Annotated in this window: 14 protein-coding genes; 11 read left to right on the top strand and 3 right to left on the bottom strand. The window is 40.9% G+C overall.

Going from position 1 to position 18,005, the window contains the following annotated elements:
* Positions 1-292 precede the first annotated feature (292 nt).
* Positions 293-1,534, top strand: a complete 1,242-nt coding sequence (locus tag BT797_RS13120) for a malic enzyme-like NAD(P)-binding protein (RefSeq protein WP_075472323.1) — start codon at positions 293-295, stop codon at positions 1,532-1,534.
* Positions 1,535-1,640: 106 nt separating this feature from the next.
* Positions 1,641-2,273, top strand: a complete 633-nt coding sequence (locus BT797_RS13115; RefSeq protein WP_045112229.1) for an RNA-binding S4 domain-containing protein — start codon at positions 1,641-1,643, stop codon at positions 2,271-2,273.
* Positions 2,274-2,411: 138 nt separating this feature from the next.
* Here BT797_RS13115 and metJ read toward each other — a convergent pair whose 3' ends face one another.
* Positions 2,412-2,738, bottom strand: a complete 327-nt coding sequence (gene metJ, locus BT797_RS13110) for a met regulon transcriptional regulator MetJ (RefSeq protein ID WP_045112228.1) — start codon at positions 2,736-2,738, stop codon at positions 2,412-2,414.
* A gap of 176 nt (positions 2,739-2,914) precedes the next feature.
* Here metJ and BT797_RS13105 point away from each other — a divergent pair, with 176 nt between their 5' ends.
* Both BT797_RS13105 and metF read left to right on the top strand, forming a co-directional pair.
* The gene (locus BT797_RS13105) at positions 2,915-5,338 is read left to right on the top strand and encodes a bifunctional aspartate kinase/homoserine dehydrogenase II (RefSeq protein WP_045112227.1); all 2,424 of its coding nucleotides are present in this window, start codon (positions 2,915-2,917) and stop codon (positions 5,336-5,338) included.
* 143 nt (positions 5,339-5,481) lie between these two features.
* On the top strand, positions 5,482-6,369 hold the full coding sequence (gene metF, locus BT797_RS13100) for a methylenetetrahydrofolate reductase (RefSeq protein ID WP_045112226.1): 888 nt from the start codon (positions 5,482-5,484) through the stop codon (positions 6,367-6,369).
* Positions 6,370-6,466: 97 nt separating this feature from the next.
* Here the strand turns inward: metF and ppc are convergent, their stop codons facing one another.
* Positions 6,467-9,097, bottom strand: a complete 2,631-nt coding sequence (gene ppc / locus BT797_RS13095) for a phosphoenolpyruvate carboxylase (protein ID WP_045112225.1) — start codon at positions 9,095-9,097, stop codon at positions 6,467-6,469.
* Positions 9,098-9,255: 158 nt separating this feature from the next.
* Positions 9,256-10,404 carry an acetylornithine deacetylase gene (gene argE, locus BT797_RS13090; RefSeq protein WP_045112224.1) on the bottom strand — a complete coding sequence of 383 codons (1,149 nt, stop codon included), beginning with the start codon at positions 10,402-10,404 and terminating at the stop codon, positions 9,256-9,258.
* 242 nt (positions 10,405-10,646) lie between these two features.
* On the opposite strand from argE, the gene argC reads away from it, so the two are divergent.
* The 7 genes from argC (at position 10,647) to rplC (ending at position 18,000) form a co-directional block, all read left to right on the top strand.
* Positions 10,647-11,657 (top strand): N-acetyl-gamma-glutamyl-phosphate reductase, encoded by a 1,011-nt coding sequence (gene argC / locus BT797_RS13085; protein ID WP_045112223.1) that lies wholly within the window; start codon positions 10,647-10,649, stop codon positions 11,655-11,657.
* Positions 11,658-11,668: 11 nt separating this feature from the next.
* On the top strand, positions 11,669-12,445 hold the full coding sequence (gene argB, locus BT797_RS13080; protein WP_045112222.1) for an acetylglutamate kinase: 777 nt from the start codon (positions 11,669-11,671) through the stop codon (positions 12,443-12,445).
* 26 nt (positions 12,446-12,471) lie between these two features.
* The gene (locus tag BT797_RS13075; RefSeq protein WP_045112221.1) at positions 12,472-13,377 is read left to right on the top strand and encodes an ornithine carbamoyltransferase; all 906 of its coding nucleotides are present in this window, start codon (positions 12,472-12,474) and stop codon (positions 13,375-13,377) included.
* A 19-nt stretch (positions 13,378-13,396) separates the two neighbouring features.
* Positions 13,397-14,605: an argininosuccinate synthase gene (locus BT797_RS13070; protein ID WP_045112220.1), complete on the top strand. Its 1,209-nt coding sequence runs from the start codon at positions 13,397-13,399 to the stop codon at positions 14,603-14,605.
* An 84-nt stretch (positions 14,606-14,689) separates the two neighbouring features.
* On the top strand, positions 14,690-16,555 hold the full coding sequence (gene argH, locus BT797_RS13065; RefSeq protein WP_045112219.1) for an argininosuccinate lyase: 1,866 nt from the start codon (positions 14,690-14,692) through the stop codon (positions 16,553-16,555).
* A 459-nt stretch (positions 16,556-17,014) separates the two neighbouring features.
* Positions 17,015-17,326: a 30S ribosomal protein S10 gene (rpsJ, locus tag BT797_RS13060; protein WP_017223583.1), complete on the top strand. Its 312-nt coding sequence runs from the start codon at positions 17,015-17,017 to the stop codon at positions 17,324-17,326.
* A gap of 35 nt (positions 17,327-17,361) precedes the next feature.
* A complete protein-coding gene (rplC, locus tag BT797_RS13055; RefSeq protein WP_211705493.1) occupies positions 17,362-18,000 on the top strand; it encodes a 50S ribosomal protein L3 in 639 nt (212 codons plus the stop codon).
* Positions 18,001-18,005: the final 5 nt, after the last annotated feature.

Below are 18,005 nucleotides of genomic sequence, written 5' to 3'. Positions count from 1 at the left end.
TTCGTTTGGATAAAAATGTTCTTCTAAAGTTCGCAAATTATATAAAAATAAACACTTCGTACCAGTGTAAAGGTAGAATAAACAACTTAAATTAATGTAGAATCATGGTAACAATATTATTAGCTCATTTAGCTCAGTGTAAAATAAAAGTGACCTGTGTTAAATTAAAGTTAAATATTTGGCGTTACATTCGATTATTATTTTAATTCCCCCAACGTTGTTTCTCACACCTTGTTATTCTTGAATTAAGGGGGGTGAGTTATGTGCATTCATTTCATTCAGGATATTGTGTATGTCAGACCTTAGACAGCAAGCATTGGATTACCATGCGAACCCTAAACCAGGCAAAATTGCTATTCAACTTACTACGTCAGCAGAAACCGCTGATGATCTTTCTTTAGCATATAGTCCAGGTGTCGCAGAACCAGTGCGTGAAATTGCTGCTAACCCTGATGATGCTTATAAATATACGGCCAAAGGCAACTTAGTGGCGGTGATCACTAATGGTACTGCGATTTTAGGTCTCGGTAATTTAGGTCCACTGGCTTCAAAGCCGGTAATGGAAGGTAAAGCACTACTATTTAAGCGCTTTGCAGATATCGATTCGATTGATATTGAAGTGAAACACCGTACGACAGAAGAATTTATTGATACAGTTGCCAATATTGCCGATACATTCGGTGGTATTAATCTCGAAGATATTAAGGCGCCAGAATGCTTTGAAATTGAAAAAGCGTTAATTTCGCGTTGTCAGATCCCGGTATTCCATGACGATCAGCACGGCACCGCAATCGTAACAGCTGCAGGTATGATTAACGCGCTAGACATTCAAGGTAAAAACATCGCGGAAGCTGTTATTGTTTGTATGGGCGCTGGCGCAGCAGCGATCGCTTGTATGGAATTATTAATTTCATGTGGTGCACAACGTGAAAAAATCTACATGTTAGACCGTAAAGGTGTGATTCACACTCGTCGTGATGACATTAACGAATATAAACAGCATTTTGCTAATAATACCGATAAGCGTACGTTACAAGATGCGATTAACGGCGCCGACGTATTTGTTGGTGTATCAGGTCCAAACGTATTGGCTGCTGACGATGTGAAATTGATGGCTGATAATCCAATTATTTTTGCATGTTCGAATCCTGATCCAGAGATTAAACCTGAGTTAGCGCATGCGGCACGTCAAGATTTGATCATGGCAACTGGTCGTTCTGATTATCCAAACCAAGTTAATAATGTATTGTGCTTCCCATTCATTTTCCGTGGTGCATTAGATGCACGCGCAAGTGTGATTAATGAAGCAATGAAAGTGGCGGCAGTACATGCAATTCGTGAAATTGCCAAAGAAGAAGTGCCACAGTCAGTATTAGCTGCGTCTGGTGCAACATCATTAGAGTTTGGTAAAGAGTACATTATTCCAAAACCAATGGATCCACGCTTATTACCACGCGTTGCACGCGCTGTTGCACTAGCAGCGGTTGAAACGGGTGTATCACGTATAGAATTACCTGAAAATTACATGCTGTAAATTTATTAGATAATTCTAACAAACGCCAAGGTCTTTCCTTGGCGTTTGCATTTTTGCGCTTATACTTGTATAAAGAGCCGCTATATTGCCCACATTTAAGGTTTCCATGTCTGAAGAATACGAAATTGAAGTCATCCCTGTTGTTGTTTCTGAAGAACCAATTGAATTATATAAAATTTTAAAAATTGAGAACCTAGTGACCTCGGGCAGTGAAGCAAAAAACCATATTGCTAACGGTTATGTGTATGTAAACGGTGAAGTTGAAACTCGTAAACGTAAAAAAATTATGTTTGGTGACATCATCGGTTTTGATGGCGAAGCGTATCAGGTTATGTCTGCTGAAGAGTTGGCATCATATGATGACGCTGATTACGCGGAAACTGATGATGGCGAAAATTTTCCTGAAGATGAATTTGTTGACCCGGCTGCTTTAGAGTCAGACTCTGTGGCTGCATACATGGCAGAACATGAACTGACTGAAGACGATTTCATTGCTAATGATGCAATGACAAGCACTGATGTTGAAACTGATGAATCTGATCTACAGGTTGTAGAGAATAGCGTAGAAGAAGTTGCTGCTGCTAAGCCTGTGGTTGAAAGTATTGCAGCGGATACTTGGGAGCAGCCTGAAAAGAAGAAAAAGAAAAAAGCTGCAGAAAAACAAACGCAAACAGCAAAAGTGGCGGAGCCTAAAAAAGTGGAAAAGAAAAGAGGCCGTGCTGCACCTTTTAGTTTTTAGGGCTTAATTACTATATTCTGGCTTTGAATTTATTAATAGACTGCATTGAGATCTGGAATACAGACTGTTGAAATCAAAAAAGGCACTCCTTTCATAAAGGAGTGCCTTTTTTATAACTGCTTCGCTACTATTTATCTATTAATCATCTTGTTCTAAATAATCATCAATATTAATACCGAGTGTTAACATCTGTGCTCGAGCTTCTTCAGGGATACTGTCTGGTTTGTCTTTTGTTAAATCTTCGTCCGCTGGTAACGGTTGACCTGTGTAAGCATGTAAAAATGCCTCACACAATAACTCACTGTTGGTTGCATGGCGTTGATTATTAATCTGACGGCGAGTTCTTTCATCTGTCAGTACTTTCAATACTTTCAAAGGAATTGAAACAGTAATTTTCTTAACCTGCTCACTCTTTTTCCCATGTTCTGCATAGGGGCTAATATACTCGCCGTTCCACTTCGTCATTTTTGACCTTTGCGTAAATTATTATTTATGAATAAGTAATAAGTCTACCTTTGAATTTGATTATTGGCAATCAGTATGTAAAGAGCTCTAGACGTCTATTGACCTGTTGTAGGCTAATGGTGTATGTTTTTAGTTACTGGTAATACATTAATTCGATATTAAGTTCGGGAGAACGCATGGACGCAATTAAGCGCAGTATTCATAAATTTGGTGGCAGTAGTTTAGCTGATGCTACCTGTTATCGTCGAGTATTGACGATCATTAGTCAACACACCAAAGCACGCGATCTTATTGTAGTTTCTGCCGCGGGTAAGACCACCAACCAATTATTAGAGTTATTACAATTGGCCGAAGATGGTGATCAAGCTGCGTCGGAGCGTCTTATTGCGACGAGCGAGTATCAAATTAAGTTAATTGCAGAACTATTAGAAGGTGACTTATGTGCACAACTCACTTCTGCACTACAAGATGATATTCATACCATAGGCCATCTATTAGAAACTAGCCTTGATGTGTATGTTAAAAGTCAAATTTTAGCGCATGGAGAGATGTGGTCTGCACGATTATTAGCGGCTTTGCTGAGTCAAAGTGAGCTACCAGCCAATGATTTAGATTCTCGCTTATTTTTAACCACTGAATTAGCTGCGCAACCTGTGGTTGATGAAATTGTGTCTCGCCACAAGTTAGCATCGTGTTTAGCGACGCTGAATAATCGCGTTGTTGTGACCGGTTTTATTGCTGCTGATACACAACAGCGTACTGTGACATTAGGGCGCAATGGCTCTGATTATTCTGCGACATTGTTAGCTGCGTTAGTGGATGCTGAGCAAACCACCATTTGGAGTGATGTTGCGGGGATATTTAGTGCCGATCCTCGTCGCGTAAAAGATGCTGAACTGCAAACCAAGTTATCACTTGATGAAGCCGCTGAGCTAGCACGTTTAGGTTCACCCGTATTACATGCGCGTACACTACAACCTGTTGCCGAGAGTAAACAGCATGTTCAGTTACGCTGCAGTTATACTCCTGATGAAGGTTCAACCCAGATCCACCGTCGTTTACCAAAAGGTAAAGGGGCGAAAATTGTTACCTCGATTGATGACTTGCATTTAGTGGATGTTGAGTTTAATCATGTTGTTGATTACCAACAACAATATAATCAGTTAATTACATTGTTAGCGCAGCAGCAACTATCACCAATCTGTATTAAACGGCGTCCGACGGATCATATAGTTAGATTAGGTTATACTGCTGAAATTGTTGAGTTTGTACTTGCTGCATTAGCAATATATAAACAGCAACAATCTAACGTAATGGCCGTTGAGCATGTAAGTGGTTTTTGTATGGTGGCGTTAGTGGGTTCTGGTGTAACGGATAATGCTTTGCAATCACATCTGTTTTATCAATTAATTTCAGAGCACACTCTGATATTTGTACAGACAGGTGAAAACCATTTAAGTATCAGTGCCGTTCTGCAGAAAGTGGTGTTAGAGCCGTTATTGAAAGAGCTGCATACAGCGTTATTTAAGCAGCCAAGGCGCATTGGTGTTGTGCTGTTTGGTAAAGGAAATATCGGTGCCGGTTGGCTATCTTTGTTTGCGGAGCAAATGCATAAAGTACCTGAGCAACAAAATGTCGAACTGTGCTTATGCGGTGTGTATGGTTCACAGGGCGGGGTATTAGATTTCAATGGTCTGGATGCTGTGACAGTACTTGATAATTTTCAACCTGAATCGTTTGTCTGGGAACAGTTATTATCTAACCTCGCACTGCACCCGTTTGATGAATTGGTGATTATCGATATTACGGCCAGTGAAGCCATCAGCTATTATTATCCTGAATTTGCTCAACATGGTTTCCACCTGATTTCCGCAAATAAATTCGCAGGCGCAGCGAGTAGTGAGTTTTATAATCGGGTTAAGCAAAGCTTTAGTGATAATGAAAGCTACTGGTTATATAATGCCACGGTCGGTGCTGGATTACCGATCCAATCATCTATGGGGATGCTGCAACACAGTGGTGATCAAGTGACTGCTGTTAGCGGTATTTTCTCTGGTACCTTATCTTGGTTGTTTCAACAATATAATGGTGAAATTGCGTTCTCGGAATTAGTGGAACAAGCTTGGCATCAAGGGCTAACGGAACCTGACCCTCGTGAAGATTTATCGGGTAAGGACGTGCAGCGAAAACTGCTTATCTTAAGCCGTGAAGCGGGTTATGACATGGAGCTTAGTGATATAAAATTAGAGTCATTGGTATCTAAAGCTCTAATGGAATTTAAAGTTGATGAGTTTCTAGAGCATTGCGAAGAACTAGATGAAAAAATATTGCGTATGTTTAATAAAGCTAAAAAGCAGGGCTTAGTATTACGCTATGTCGCTAGTTTTAGTCGCAAAGAAGGGGCGCAGGTTGGGTTAGAGTTCTTAGAACCAACCCATCCATTTGCGAACTTATTACCGTGCGATAATATTTTTTCAATTAATAGCCATTGGTATCGTCATAACCCATTAGTGATCCAAGGTCCTGGTGCTGGTAGAGATGTTACTGCGGGTGCTATTCAATCAGACCTGTTCCAATTATGTAAGCTGTTCGCACGTTAATTTTTACATTTTCGCCTGTCGAAAACCAATGCGCATATAATTCATGTTTAAGATGAATTATGTGCGTTGACTTTATCCATCAAACTTGTGATTATTAAGACGTATAGCGGTATGGACGTCTAAGCATCTTAAGGGATATGAGTATGAGTTTTCACAATGCACAAAATATTGAAGTATTAAATCAAAGCGTTTCTGAATTGGGACGTGATATTAACGTTTCATTTGAATTTTTCCCGCCAAACTCTGAAGCAATGACGTCTACCTTATGGGAATCGATTAATCGCCTCAAAGCGTTAGACCCTAAATTTGTGTCAGTGACATACGGTGCAAATTCCGGTACACGTGATCGTACTCATGACATTATCAAACAAATTAAGCATGAAACGGGTTTAGTTGCTGCGCCACACCTCACTTGTATTGACGCTAATCGCCAAGAATTAAAGCAGATTGCAAAGGATTATTGGGATAACGGTATTCGTAATATCGTGGCTTTACGTGGTGATTTACCAACTGGATTGAATCAGCCTGATATGTATGCGGCTGACTTAGTTGCTTTATTAAAAGAGGTAAATGATTTTGATATTTCAGTTGCTGCCTATCCAGAAGTTCACCCGGAAGCAAAAAATGCGCAAGCAGATTTGCTCGCGCTAAAAGATAAGATTGATGCCGGTGCTGATCGTGCTATTTCACAGTTCTTTTTTGATACTGAGAGTTTTTTACGCTTCCGAGACCGTTGTGCGGCAGTCGGTATTAATAAAGAGATCGTGCCGGGTATTTTACCGGTATCAAATTATAAAACCTTATGTAAGTTTTCAAAACTGACCAATGTAAAAGTGCCTAATTGGATGCACAGCCAGTTTGAAGGTTTAGATAATGATCAAGCTACACGTAATCTGGTTGGCGCAAGTATCGCTATTGATCAAGTGAAAGTATTGTCGCGCGAAGGGGTGAAGGACTTTCATTTCTATACGTTAAACCGCGCTGATTTAACGTATGCTATTTGTCATACTCTGGGTGTACGTCCAAGGTAGTAAACGATACTGCTGTGAGCTTATATGAGAATTAAAAATGCCGACGATGATGTCGGCATTTTATTATCTACTCATTAGCTGATAACTAAATTGAAAGTTAACCGGTATTACGCATACCTGCTGCAACACCAGCGATACTTACCATTAAGGCTTGTTCGATATCAGGATTCACTTCTTCACAGCTACGTGCGCGGCTTAATAGCTCTGCTTGTAGGATGTTCAGGGGATCTGTATACGGGTTACGTAACTCAATTGACTTTTTACTCCAAGGTTGGGCATCAAGTAATTGCGTGTCAGGTGTTAAACCTAAGATCAATTCAGTTGCTAATGCCAAACTTGCACGTAGTTCTTTACCTAAATGCCATAAATCTTCAGTCACTAGACATTGGTCATAATATTCCGCTAACCAAGCATCAGCTTTCAAAAATACCATTTCGAACATTTCAATACGAGTATTAAAGAACGGCCATTGTTGCTGCATTTCTTGCAGTGTCTCACGCTGACCTGAATCGAGCATGTTTTTGAATGCTGCGGTACAACCTAACCAAGCGGGTAACATCAAGCGGTTTTGTGTCCATGCAAAGATCCAAGGGATGGCACGTAAGCTTTCTACACCACCGTTTGGTTTACGTTTTGCTGGACGGCTACCGAGTGGCAGTTTACCTAATTCTAACTCAGGCGTTGCAGAGCGGAAATAAGGTACGAATTTTTCATGACCCTGGATATATGAGCGATATTCTTCACATGAATCCGCAGACATTTGATCCATTGCATCACGCCAAGCTTGTTCTGGTGCTGGCGGCGGTAGTAAATTAGCTTCTAAAATTGCACTGGTGTAGAGGTTTAAGCTTTGTTCTGCAACATTGGCAAGACCAAACTTAAAGCGGATCATTTCACCTTGCTCTGTTACGCGTAAACCACCTTTTAGTGACCCCGGAGGTTGTGATAATAAAGCTGCATGTGCAGGCGCACCACCACGACCGATGCTACCACCACGTCCATGGAATAAAGTCAGCTTAATTTCTTCTTGCTCACAAATATTAACTAAGGCTTCCTGCGAGCGATATTGCGCCCAAGACGCGGCAATTACACCAGCATCTTTTGCAGAATCAGAATAACCGATCATGATGTACTGATGACCATTGATGTAGTTTTTATACCAATCAATCGCTAACAGACTTGCTGTTACTGTTCCTGCGTTATTTAAATCGTCTAATGTTTCGAATAATGGCGCAACAGGTAGACGGAATGGACAACCTGTTTCTTTTAATAGTAATTGCACTGCTAATACATCAGAGGCTTTACGTGCCATTGAAATGATGTAAATGCCCAGTGCTTCTGGATCTTGTTTTGCCACAGTGTGACAAGTATCAAGTACTTCTTTCACATCAGCAGACGGTTGCCAGCATTGTGGGATCAGGGGGCGCTTGTTATTAAGCTCTTGTAATAAGAACGCTTGTTTATCTTGTTCGCTCCATTGTGCGTAGTCTCCAAGACCCAAGTAACGGGTTACTTCGGCGATCACATCTGTATGACGATCACTGTCTTGGCGGATATCAAGTTTTACTAAACTCACACCGAAACATTCAACGCGGCGAATAGTATCGAGTAATGCACCTTGGGCAATAACGCGCATACCACAGGCATTAAGTGAGTTATAGCAAGCTAACAATGGCTCACGTAACTGTGCTGTTGTGGTGATGATGTCACGGCTTTCTGTGTATTCGCCTTTTAACTGTGCAGTTAAGCTCGCTAATGTTTCTGTTAACTCACTACGTAACTTTTTCAGTAACACACGGTATGGTTCATGACTTTCACCGACGAATGCACGTAATGTGTCATTACAGTCATTCATTGATAATTCACTGGTGAGATGCTTTACATCTTTAAGGAACAAGTGAATCGCCATCCAGCGACTGGTTAATAGTACTTCTTCGGTGACCGTTGAAGTCACAAACGGATTACCGTCGCGATCTCCGCCCATCCAAGAGGTAAATTTAACGGGTGAAGCGTCAATAGGTAATTGGTAATCTAAGCGGTCTTGTAAGCGTTTATCAAGACTGCGTAAGAAATTTGGTACTGCATCCCATAATGAATTTTCTACTACTGCAAAGCCCCATTTAGCTTCATCGACAGGCGTTGGGCGTACTGTTCTGATCTCGTTGGTGTGCCAAGCTTGTGATACCAATTGTTCGATACGCGTCATGAAGACATCACGTTCTTTGCTGCTTAATTCAGTAAGTTCTAACTGGCTAAGGCATTTATTAATCGCGCCATGCTTATGGATTAGGGTACGACGGGTAATTTCAGTTGGATGAGCAGTCAGTACTAAATCGATCTTAAGGTTTTTAACCGCAGAAAGTACATCTTCTTCACTGATTTCAGAGTTATTTAGTTTAGCAAAGAGTTCATCGATAGAGTCTGGCACGCAAGTGTTATCTGCACAATTACGTGAAGTGGTGTGGAACTGCTCAGCAATGTTAGCCAGATTTAAGAATTGGCTAAATGCACGCGCTACTGGTAATAGCTCATCATCAGAGAGGCTACGCAGTACGGTGAGTAATTGTGCACGGTCTTTATCATTACCTGCACGGGATGATTTTGCTAGTTGACGAATGGTTTCAATCTTATCTAAGAACTCTTCTCCAAGATGATCCTTGATTGTATTCCCTAGTACTTGGCCCAATAAGCCGACATTACTTCGTAACGCTGCATATTTATCTGACATACATAATCCTTCAATTCAGTGATGTAATACGGCAACAACTATTATCGTTATGTGTGTAAAATAACTATATTTAGTGACATTCGTCAATGAAATCGTGTAATTAATGCGATTAATTGTGATATCGGGTGTAATTTTACTACAAAATGATAATTCTTTAGTTAGTTTTTACATGTTTCTTCAATCAGTTTTTGGATAATCGCCTGTGTTGGTTTAATTGCGGATAAATCTAAATATTCATCAGGTTGATGGGCTTGATTAATACTCCCTGGCCCCATGACGATAGTGTCACATCCAAGTTGTTGAATAAATGGTGCTTCGGTACAATAATTCACAGGTATAACGTCTTCACCTGTGAGTTTTTCAGCTAATTTAATCAACGTTGAATCAGCATCGCACGCATAAGCTGGGATCGGTTCATGCAGATGGTAAACATCTACAGCACCAGGCCATTGCTTTTGGATTGGTAGTAATGCTTGGTTAAGCAGCATGAACAGTTCATCGGGACTTACGCCTGGAATAGGGCGCATGTCGATGTGTAATTCACAACTGCCACAGATGCGGTTTGGGCTGTCACCACCGTGTACATGGCCAAAATTAAGTGTGGGTTGTGGAATAACAAAATGATCGCAGGCATATTGTTCTTTTAATTTACGTTGCAGTTGCAATAACTGCCCTGTTACTTGATGCATGATCTCAATGGCATTGACTCCATTAGCGGGATCTGAAGAGTGACCGCTGCGTCCGGTAATACGTATTGCTTCTGACATATGACCTTTGTGCATAAATACGGGAACCATACCGGTTGGCTCACCAATGACTGCATAATCAGGTCGAAAACTTTGCGCGGCCGCAATTGCTCTTGCTCCTGCCATCGTGGTCTCTTCATCAGCAGTGGCAAGAATGCGTAATGGTTTATCTAACTTAGTTAAATCAATGTTTTTACATGCTTCGAGCACAAAGGCAAAAAAACCTTTCATATCAATCGTACCTAAGCCATACCATTTATCGTCTTTTTCAGTTAATTGGAACGGATCTTTGGTCCATAAACCTTCATCAAACGGAACGGTATCTGTGTGTCCAGCCAATAATAATCCACCATCACCTTTGCCATAGGTCGCGACTAGATTAAATTTACCATTCGTGTCAGGTACGCTGGTGATATTGATGCTAAAACCAAGTTCGGTGAACCAGCCAGCGAGTAGCTCAATAATAGGTTTATTACTGATATCTAACTCTTTTTCTAATGAACTAATTGAAGGTGTTAGGATAAGTGATTTATAAAGTTCAGTGAATTTGGGTAATTGCATATTACGATCCTGTAATGAATGATTGTTTTTTTATGCAATAAAGTTGCATAAAAATGTAATCTGTTTTATTCTCTAATCATCCTTACTTTACAACGTATGGGTTAGATAATGAATCGTTTTTCATCGTTTTGACGAGACAGTATTTAAAATGCATTAGCACAGCTTCATTTATGCAAGCAAGTGCGATTGGAAAGGGCGAAGTTGCCCGTCGTTTTACAATTTAGCAAACACGGAAGTCAAACATGTTAAAAACAATTTTAGTCGGTGCTACCGGGTATACCGGTGCTGAGCTAGCCCATTACATTACTAAACATCCAGAACTTGAATTAGCAGGCTTGTATGTTTCAGAACACAGTTTGGATGCAGGAAAATCATTTTCTTCATTATATGGTCATTTATTAGGTGTTGTTGACCAAACAATTGAACCATTAGCTGTTAGCAATATAAAAAATATTTGCGACGATGTTGATATTGTTGTTTTAGCAACTGCACATGAAGTTAGCCATGATATTGCCGCTGAGTTTTTAGCGCAGGATGCGGTGGTATTTGATTTGTCCGGTGCATTTAGAGTTAACGACCCTGCTTTTTATGAAAATTATTACGGTTTTAAACATAACTTCGATAAAGAATTAAAGAGTGCTGTTTATGGTTTAGCTGAATGGGCGAGTGCTGATATTGCAGAAGCAAACTTAATTGCGGTGCCGGGTTGTTATCCAACCGCATCGTTATCAGCATTAAAACCGTTAGCTAAACATGGCTTGATTGCAGAGGATCAAAAACCAATCATTAATGCCGTTAGTGGCGTGAGTGGCGCAGGTCGTAAAGCGGCGTTAGGTTCAGCATTTTGCGAAGTAAGCCATGCACCTTACGGTGTGTTCAACCATCGTCATCAACCTGAAATAAGTTCACATTTAGGTCATGACGTTATTTTTACACCCCACTTAGGCTGTTTTAAACGCGGAATCTTAGCAACGATTAACGTCAAACTTGCAGCTGGTGTTACACCAGAACAAGTGACAGCAGCTTATCAAGAGGCGTATCAAGATCAACCTATGGTGCGGTTATTACCAAGCGGCTGGCCAAGTATTAAAGCAGTTGAGAAAACCGCTTATTGTGATTTAGCGTGGCAGCAACAAGGGCAAGACCTTATTGTGGTTTCTGCGATTGATAACTTATTAAAAGGTGCCGCTGCACAAGCAATACAGTGTATCAATATTCGTTTTGGTTTCGCGATGACAACGTCATTAGTATAAGGAATATAACAGTGACAACTCCATTAGTATTAAAACTTGGCGGCGCATTACTTGAAAACGAAACGGCACTTGAACAGTTGTTTTCGGCGTTGAGTGAATATAAGTCAGCATCGTCACGTCCTCTTATTTTGGTGCATGGCGGTGGCTGCTTTGTTGACGATTTACTAGCAAAGATGGATATCGTTAGCGAGAAAAAGAACGGTTTACGTGTTACTCCATTTACAGATATTGGTTATATCACCGGCGCGTTAGCAGGTACGGCAAATAAAGTATTAATGGCACAGGGTTTGAAGTCGGGGGCTAAAGTCGTTGGTTTAAGTCTTGCTGATGGCGGTATCTCAACGGTAACACAATCAAAAGCAGGACTTGGTGCTGTCGGAGAGTGTGAAGCGGGTGACCCAACATTATTAGCTGCGTTACTCAGTAGTGGTTTTTTACCGATTATTAGTTCTATTGGTATTGATGCAAAGGGACAGTTATTAAATGTGAATGCAGATCAAGCTGCAACGGCTATTTGTGAAACGCTTGATGCTGATTTAGTCATGTTATCTGATGTGGCCGGTATTTTAGACGCGGATATGCAGTTAATTACTGAGATGAACAGCAGCTATGCAGATGAACTTATTACTGCTGGTGTGATTCATGGCGGTATGGAAGTAAAAGTGAAAGCGGCATTAAAGGCGGCAGCATCTTTAAATCGCGATATCAAATTAGCGAGTTGGAAAGTGCCTGAGCGGTTAGTGGCGTTATTAAATGGTGAAGCAGAGGGAACGAAAGTTTCTAGCTAATATTGATCAGTTAACGGAGTTCGATCATGGAAAATTTATTATCAGTTAAAGATTTAAGTAAACAACAGATCCTTGACTTATTAGCATTGGCTAAAGCAGTGAAAGCCAATCCGGCAGAGTACTCACAAGCATTAGCGGGTAAAAGCGTTGTAACCATTTATGAAAAGCAGTCACTACGAACACGCGTAACATTTGATATCGGCATTCATAAATTAGGTGGTCATGCGGTTTATCTTGATGCACAAAATGGTGCAATTGGTGAGCGTGAGACAGTAAAAGACTTTGCTGCGAATATCTCTCGTTGGGCGGATGCTATTGTAGCCCGCGTTATGAGTCATAAAACATTAGAAGGATTAGTGGAGCATGGCAGCGTACCCGTTGTTAATTCACTTTGCGATTTATATCACCCTTGCCAAGCATTGGCTGATTTCTTAACAATCTCGGAACACTATGAAGATGTTTCGAAAGTAAAACTAGCCTATATCGGCGAAGGTAATAACGTGACGCATTCATTAATGCTAACCGGTGCTATCTTGGGTGCTGAAGTGACAGCTGTATGTCCACGAGGCAGTAGTCCTGACGCTCAAATTGTTAAGCAAGCCATGGAGTTAGCTAACATTAGCGGTGGTAAAATAAATGTAACAGATAACCTTGATGACATCGTTGATTATGATGTTATTTATGGTGATACTTGGGTCTCTATGGGGGATGATACTCCATTGGAACAAGTAAAAGAAAAATACATGCCGTATCAGATAAACAAAGAATTACTGATTCGCACAGGAATTAAACATGTATTGCATTGTCAGCCCGCTCATCGTGAGTTAGAGATAACATCGGAAGTGATGGATGGCGAACAATCGCTAATTTTTGATCAAGCCGAAAATAGAATGCATGCCCAAAATGCAGTTTTACTGACATTGCTGAAGTAACATATTAAGGAAAATGAAAATGACACAAACAGTTAAGAAAGTAGTAGTAGCGTATTCTGGTGGTTTAGACACTTCAGTTATTTTACCTTGGTTACAAGAAAACTATGACAATTGTGAGATTGTCGCGTTTGTTGCTGATGTAGGTCAGGGTGCTGAAGAACTTGAGGGCATTGAAGCTAAAGCATTGGCTTCGGGTGCATCTGAATGTTACGTCGTTGATCTAAAGGATGAATTAGTCTCTGACTATATCTACCCAACGCTTAAGACAGGTGCCGTTTACGAAGGTACTTATCTTTTAGGTACGTCAATGGCTCGTCCAATCATTGCTAAAGCACAAGTTGAAATTGCCCGTAAAGTTGGTGCTGATGCACTTTGTCATGGATGTACAGGTAAAGGTAATGATCAGATCCGTTTTGAATCTTGTTTTGCTGCACTTGCACCAGAACTAACGGTGATTGCGCCTTGGCGTATCTGGGACTTAACCAGCCGTGAATCTCTACTTGAATACTTAGCTGAACGTGACATTCCTACTGCTGCATCAGCGACTAAAATTTACAGCCGTGATGCTAATGCTTGGCACATTTCCCATGAGGGTGGCGAATTAGAAGACCCATGGAATCAACCAACAAAACAAGTTTGGACCATGACTGTTGATCCAATTGATGCACCGAATAAACCTGAATTTTTAACGCTATCAGTTGTTAAAGGTGAGATCACCGCTGTTAATGGTGAAGCAATGTCACCGTATCAAACTCTGATGTATCTAAATGAAAAAGCCGCTGCACATGGTGTTGGTCGTGTTGATATTGTTGAAAACCGTTTAGTCGGTATGAAGTCACGTGGTTGTTATGAAACACCAGGTGGTACTGTTATGGTTGAAGCGTTACGTGGTATTGAAGAGTTAGTGTTAGATAAAACAACACGTAAATGGAAACATACTGTTGCCGCTGAATTCTCACATCTTGTTTATGACGGTCGCTGGTTCACCCCTTTATGTGCGTCATTGCTTGCTGCAGCAGGTACATTAGCAGAAGAAATGAACGGTGAAGTGATCGTGAAAATGTATAAAGGTTCAGTGCAAGCTGTGCAGAAACAATCGCCAAATAGTCTTTATAGTGAAGAGTTTGCTACATTTGGTGATGATAATGTTTATGACCAAAGCCATGCGGAAGGTTTCATTCGCTTATATTCGTTGTCTAGTCGTATTAAAGCTTTAGCATCTAAGTAACGCTATTTGAGGGTGTTGAACGCCCTCTACTTCGAATATACATACTTCCAATATAAAAATATAAGAAAGAATAAGGATGTAACCATGGCACTATGGGGCGGTAGATTCAGTCAAGCAGCTGATGCAAGATTTAAAACATTTAACGATTCACTGCGGTTTGACTATCGTTTAGCTGAACAAGACATCACAGGTTCAGTGGCATGGTCAAAAGCTTTGGTTAGTGTGGGGATTTTAACCTTAGATGAGCAACTCGCGATTGAGGGTGCGTTAAACGATCTTAAATTGACGGTATTAGAAAACCCAGAACAAATTCTGCAAAGTGATGCTGAAGACATTCACAGTTGGGTGGAAACGCAGTTAATTGCTAAAGTGGGTGATCTGGGTAAAAAGCTACATACAGGCCGCAGTCGTAATGATCAGGTTGCAACCGATCTAAAACTTTGGTGTAAACAGCAAGGTGAGCAATTACTAATGCAGCTGGATAAAACGCAGCAGCAACTGGTATCGCTTGCACGTGAACATCAACATACTGTACTGCCGGGTTACACCCATTTACAACGTGCACAGCCAGTGACGTTTTCACATTGGTGCTTAGCCTATGTTGAAATGCTAGAACGTGATTTTAGTCGTTTAACGGATTGTTTAAAACGTCTTGATACCTGTCCATTAGGTTCTGGAGCACTTGCGGGTACCGCTTATCCAATGGATAGAACTGAATTAGCACATTCACTTGGTTTTGCTAGCGCGACACTAAACAGTCTCGATTCAGTTTCTGACCGTGACCATGTAATGGAATTGATGAGTACGGCAAGTATGTCAATGATCCATTTATCGCGTCTGGCAGAAGATTTGATTTTCTACAACTCGGGTGAATCTAACTTTATTGAGTTGGCGGATGCGGTGACATCTGGCTCTTCTTTGATGCCACAAAAGAAAAACCCAGATGCACTTGAACTCATTCGTGGTAAAACAGGCCGTGTATTTGGATCTTTGAGTGCCATGCTGATGACACTCAAAGCCTTACCATTGGCATATAACAAAGATATGCAAGAAGATAAAGAAGGCTTGTTTGATGCGCTTGATACTTGGAGTGATTGCCTAGAGATGGCAGCTATGTCACTGGTAGGTATGAAGATCAATGAAGAAAGAACCAAAGAAGCAGCGCTAGGTGGTTATTCGAACGCGACTGAATTGGCTGATTACCTTGTTGCTAAAGGTGTACCTTTCCGTGATTCACACCATATTGTAGGTGAAGCTGTTGTTGCTGCAATCCAAAAGGGCGTGCCATTAGAGGAATTAAGCTTAGCGGAATTTAAAGCGTTCGATGAACTGATTGAAAATGATGTTTATCATCACTTGTCACTTGATGAAACGTTAGCAAAACGTAAAGCACAGGGTGGAGTATCCCCAGTGCAGGTAGAATTTGCCTTAACTAATGCGGAAAAACGTTTAGAAGAACGTGATACATCAGGTATTAATATTCGAGCTGCTCGTTTGACGGATCTAGATGATATAGAACGTATGGTAAATTATTGGGCGAATATTGGAGAGAATTTACCGCGTAACCGCTCTGATCTAGTAAAAGCGGTAGGTACCTTTGCGGTGACTGAGAAACATAATCAGGTGACAGGCTGTGCGTCTATCTATGTTTACGATACTGGGCTTGCTGAGATCCGTTCATTGGGCATCGAACCTGGCTATCAAGGTGGCGGGCAGGGTAAAGCGGTTGTCGAATACATGTTGCGTAAAGCTGAGCAGATGGCTATCAAAAAAGTGTTTGTATTAACACGTGTGCCAGAGTTCTTTATGAAGATGGGCTTTAGCTCAACCAGTAAATCAATGCTGCCAGAAAAAGTATTGAAAGATTGTGATATTTGTCCACGTCAGCATGCGTGTGATGAAGTTGCGTTAGAGTTTAAGTTAAATGTTGTTAGTCAAACAATAAAGTAAAATCGGAAAACTTGCGTCTTAATTTTATTTTAGATGACCTAAAGCACCCTAGCAGGGTGCTTTTTTTGGTTTCAATAATGTTGGTAAAGAAACTTGAACTTAATCTTTACTCTCTATATAATGTGTCGACAAATTACGGTAACGGTTAACTGTGTGAGCATCCTAAATGATGATTCAACACTTTATGACTTAATGACGTCGATTTAATGATTAAATTCGTTATGTTGATCTTTTTCTTGCTAATGGCAAGAGGTCATGTATAATACGTTCCACTTGCTTAGGCAGGAACCTGAATCATTATGTTATTACCTTAACCTTGAGTTAAAGTATTAATGGTCAGGCATCAAGACTCCCGATAGGGGAGTCATCGAGTTAAAGATATCGCTCTCGCAATCTAGTTATCTAGATGTGAGTTGTCGAATTTTTTTGTGTGTTTAACTTTATTGGAGCTCTGGTCTAATGCAGAACCAAAGAATCCGTATCCGCTTAAAAGCGTTCGATCATCGTCTTATCGATCAGTCTACAGCGGAAATCGTTGAAACTGCAAAACGCACTGGCGCGCAAGTACGTGGTCCTATTCCACTACCAACTCGCAAAGAGCGTTTCACAGTGCTTACTTCTCCGCACGTTAACAAAGATGCGCGTGACCAGTACGAAATTCGTACTCACAAGCGCCTGGTTGACATCGTTGAGCCAACAGAAAAAACCGTTGACGCTCTTATGCGTTTAGATCTAGCTGCTGGTGTTGATGTTCAAATCAGCCTTGGCTAGTAAGTTCTAAAACAACGATTTATATTGAGGTTATTATAATGATTGGTCTAATCGGACGTAAAGTTGGTATGACACGTATCTTCACTGAAGATGGCGTATCTATCCCAGTATCCGTTATTGAATGTGAGCCTAACCGCGTTACTCAAGTTAAAACACTTGAAATTGACGGTTACCGCGCACTTCAAGTGACCACTGGCACGAAAAAAGCTAGCAGAGTAAACAAGCCAGAAGCGGGTCATTTCGCTAAAGCTAAAGTTGAAGCTGGTCGTGGCCTTTGGGAATTCCGTCTGGAAACAGGCGAAGGTGAATCTGTTGAAGTTGGCGCTGAGCTAAACGTAGACATTTTTGCTGAAACGACTAAAGTAGACGTTACAGGTACATCTAAAGGTAAAGGTTTCGCAGGCGTTATTAAACGTTGGAACTTTGCTATGCAAGATGCTACTCACGGTAACTCTCTTGCTCACCGTGCACCGGGTTCAATTGGCCAATGCCAAACTCCAGGTCGCGTATTTAAAGGCAAGAAAATGGCAGGTCACATGGGAGCTGAGCGTGTTACGATCATGTCTCTAGATGTGGTACGTGTTGATAGTGAACGTAACCTAGTACTTGTTAAAGGTGCTATTCCAGGTGCGATCAACGGCAACGTAATTATCAAACCAGCTGTTAAAGCTTAATCCGA

The organism is Moritella viscosa (assembly GCF_900120065.1).
Lineage (GTDB): Bacteria > Pseudomonadota > Gammaproteobacteria > Enterobacterales > Moritellaceae > Moritella > Moritella viscosa.
The sequence above is the reverse complement of the archived record's forward strand: the minus strand, read 5'-3'. Positions and strand labels throughout refer to the sequence as shown.

What these genes read in the sequence shown, in the direction of transcription:
- BT797_RS13120 (WP_075472323.1), top strand. Translation starts at nt 293, where the DNA reads ATGTCAGACCTTAGACAGCAAGCATTGGATTACCATGCGAACCCTAAA.
- BT797_RS13115 (WP_045112229.1), top strand. Translation starts at nt 1,641, where the DNA reads ATGTCTGAAGAATACGAAATTGAAGTCATCCCTGTTGTTGTTTCTGAA.
- metJ (WP_045112228.1), bottom strand. Translation starts at nt 2,738, where the DNA reads ATGACGAAGTGGAACGGCGAGTATATTAGCCCCTATGCAGAACATGGG.
- BT797_RS13105 (WP_045112227.1), top strand. Translation starts at nt 2,915, where the DNA reads ATGGACGCAATTAAGCGCAGTATTCATAAATTTGGTGGCAGTAGTTTA.
- metF (WP_045112226.1), top strand. Translation starts at nt 5,482, where the DNA reads ATGAGTTTTCACAATGCACAAAATATTGAAGTATTAAATCAAAGCGTT.
- ppc (WP_045112225.1), bottom strand. Translation starts at nt 9,097, where the DNA reads ATGTCAGATAAATATGCAGCGTTACGAAGTAATGTCGGCTTATTGGGC.
- argE (WP_045112224.1), bottom strand. Translation starts at nt 10,404, where the DNA reads ATGCAATTACCCAAATTCACTGAACTTTATAAATCACTTATCCTAACA.
- argC (WP_045112223.1), top strand. Translation starts at nt 10,647, where the DNA reads ATGTTAAAAACAATTTTAGTCGGTGCTACCGGGTATACCGGTGCTGAG.
- BT797_RS13075 (WP_045112221.1), top strand. Translation starts at nt 12,472, where the DNA reads ATGGAAAATTTATTATCAGTTAAAGATTTAAGTAAACAACAGATCCTT.
- BT797_RS13070 (WP_045112220.1), top strand. Translation starts at nt 13,397, where the DNA reads ATGACACAAACAGTTAAGAAAGTAGTAGTAGCGTATTCTGGTGGTTTA.
- argH (WP_045112219.1), top strand. Translation starts at nt 14,690, where the DNA reads ATGGCACTATGGGGCGGTAGATTCAGTCAAGCAGCTGATGCAAGATTT.
- rpsJ (WP_017223583.1), top strand. Translation starts at nt 17,015, where the DNA reads ATGCAGAACCAAAGAATCCGTATCCGCTTAAAAGCGTTCGATCATCGT.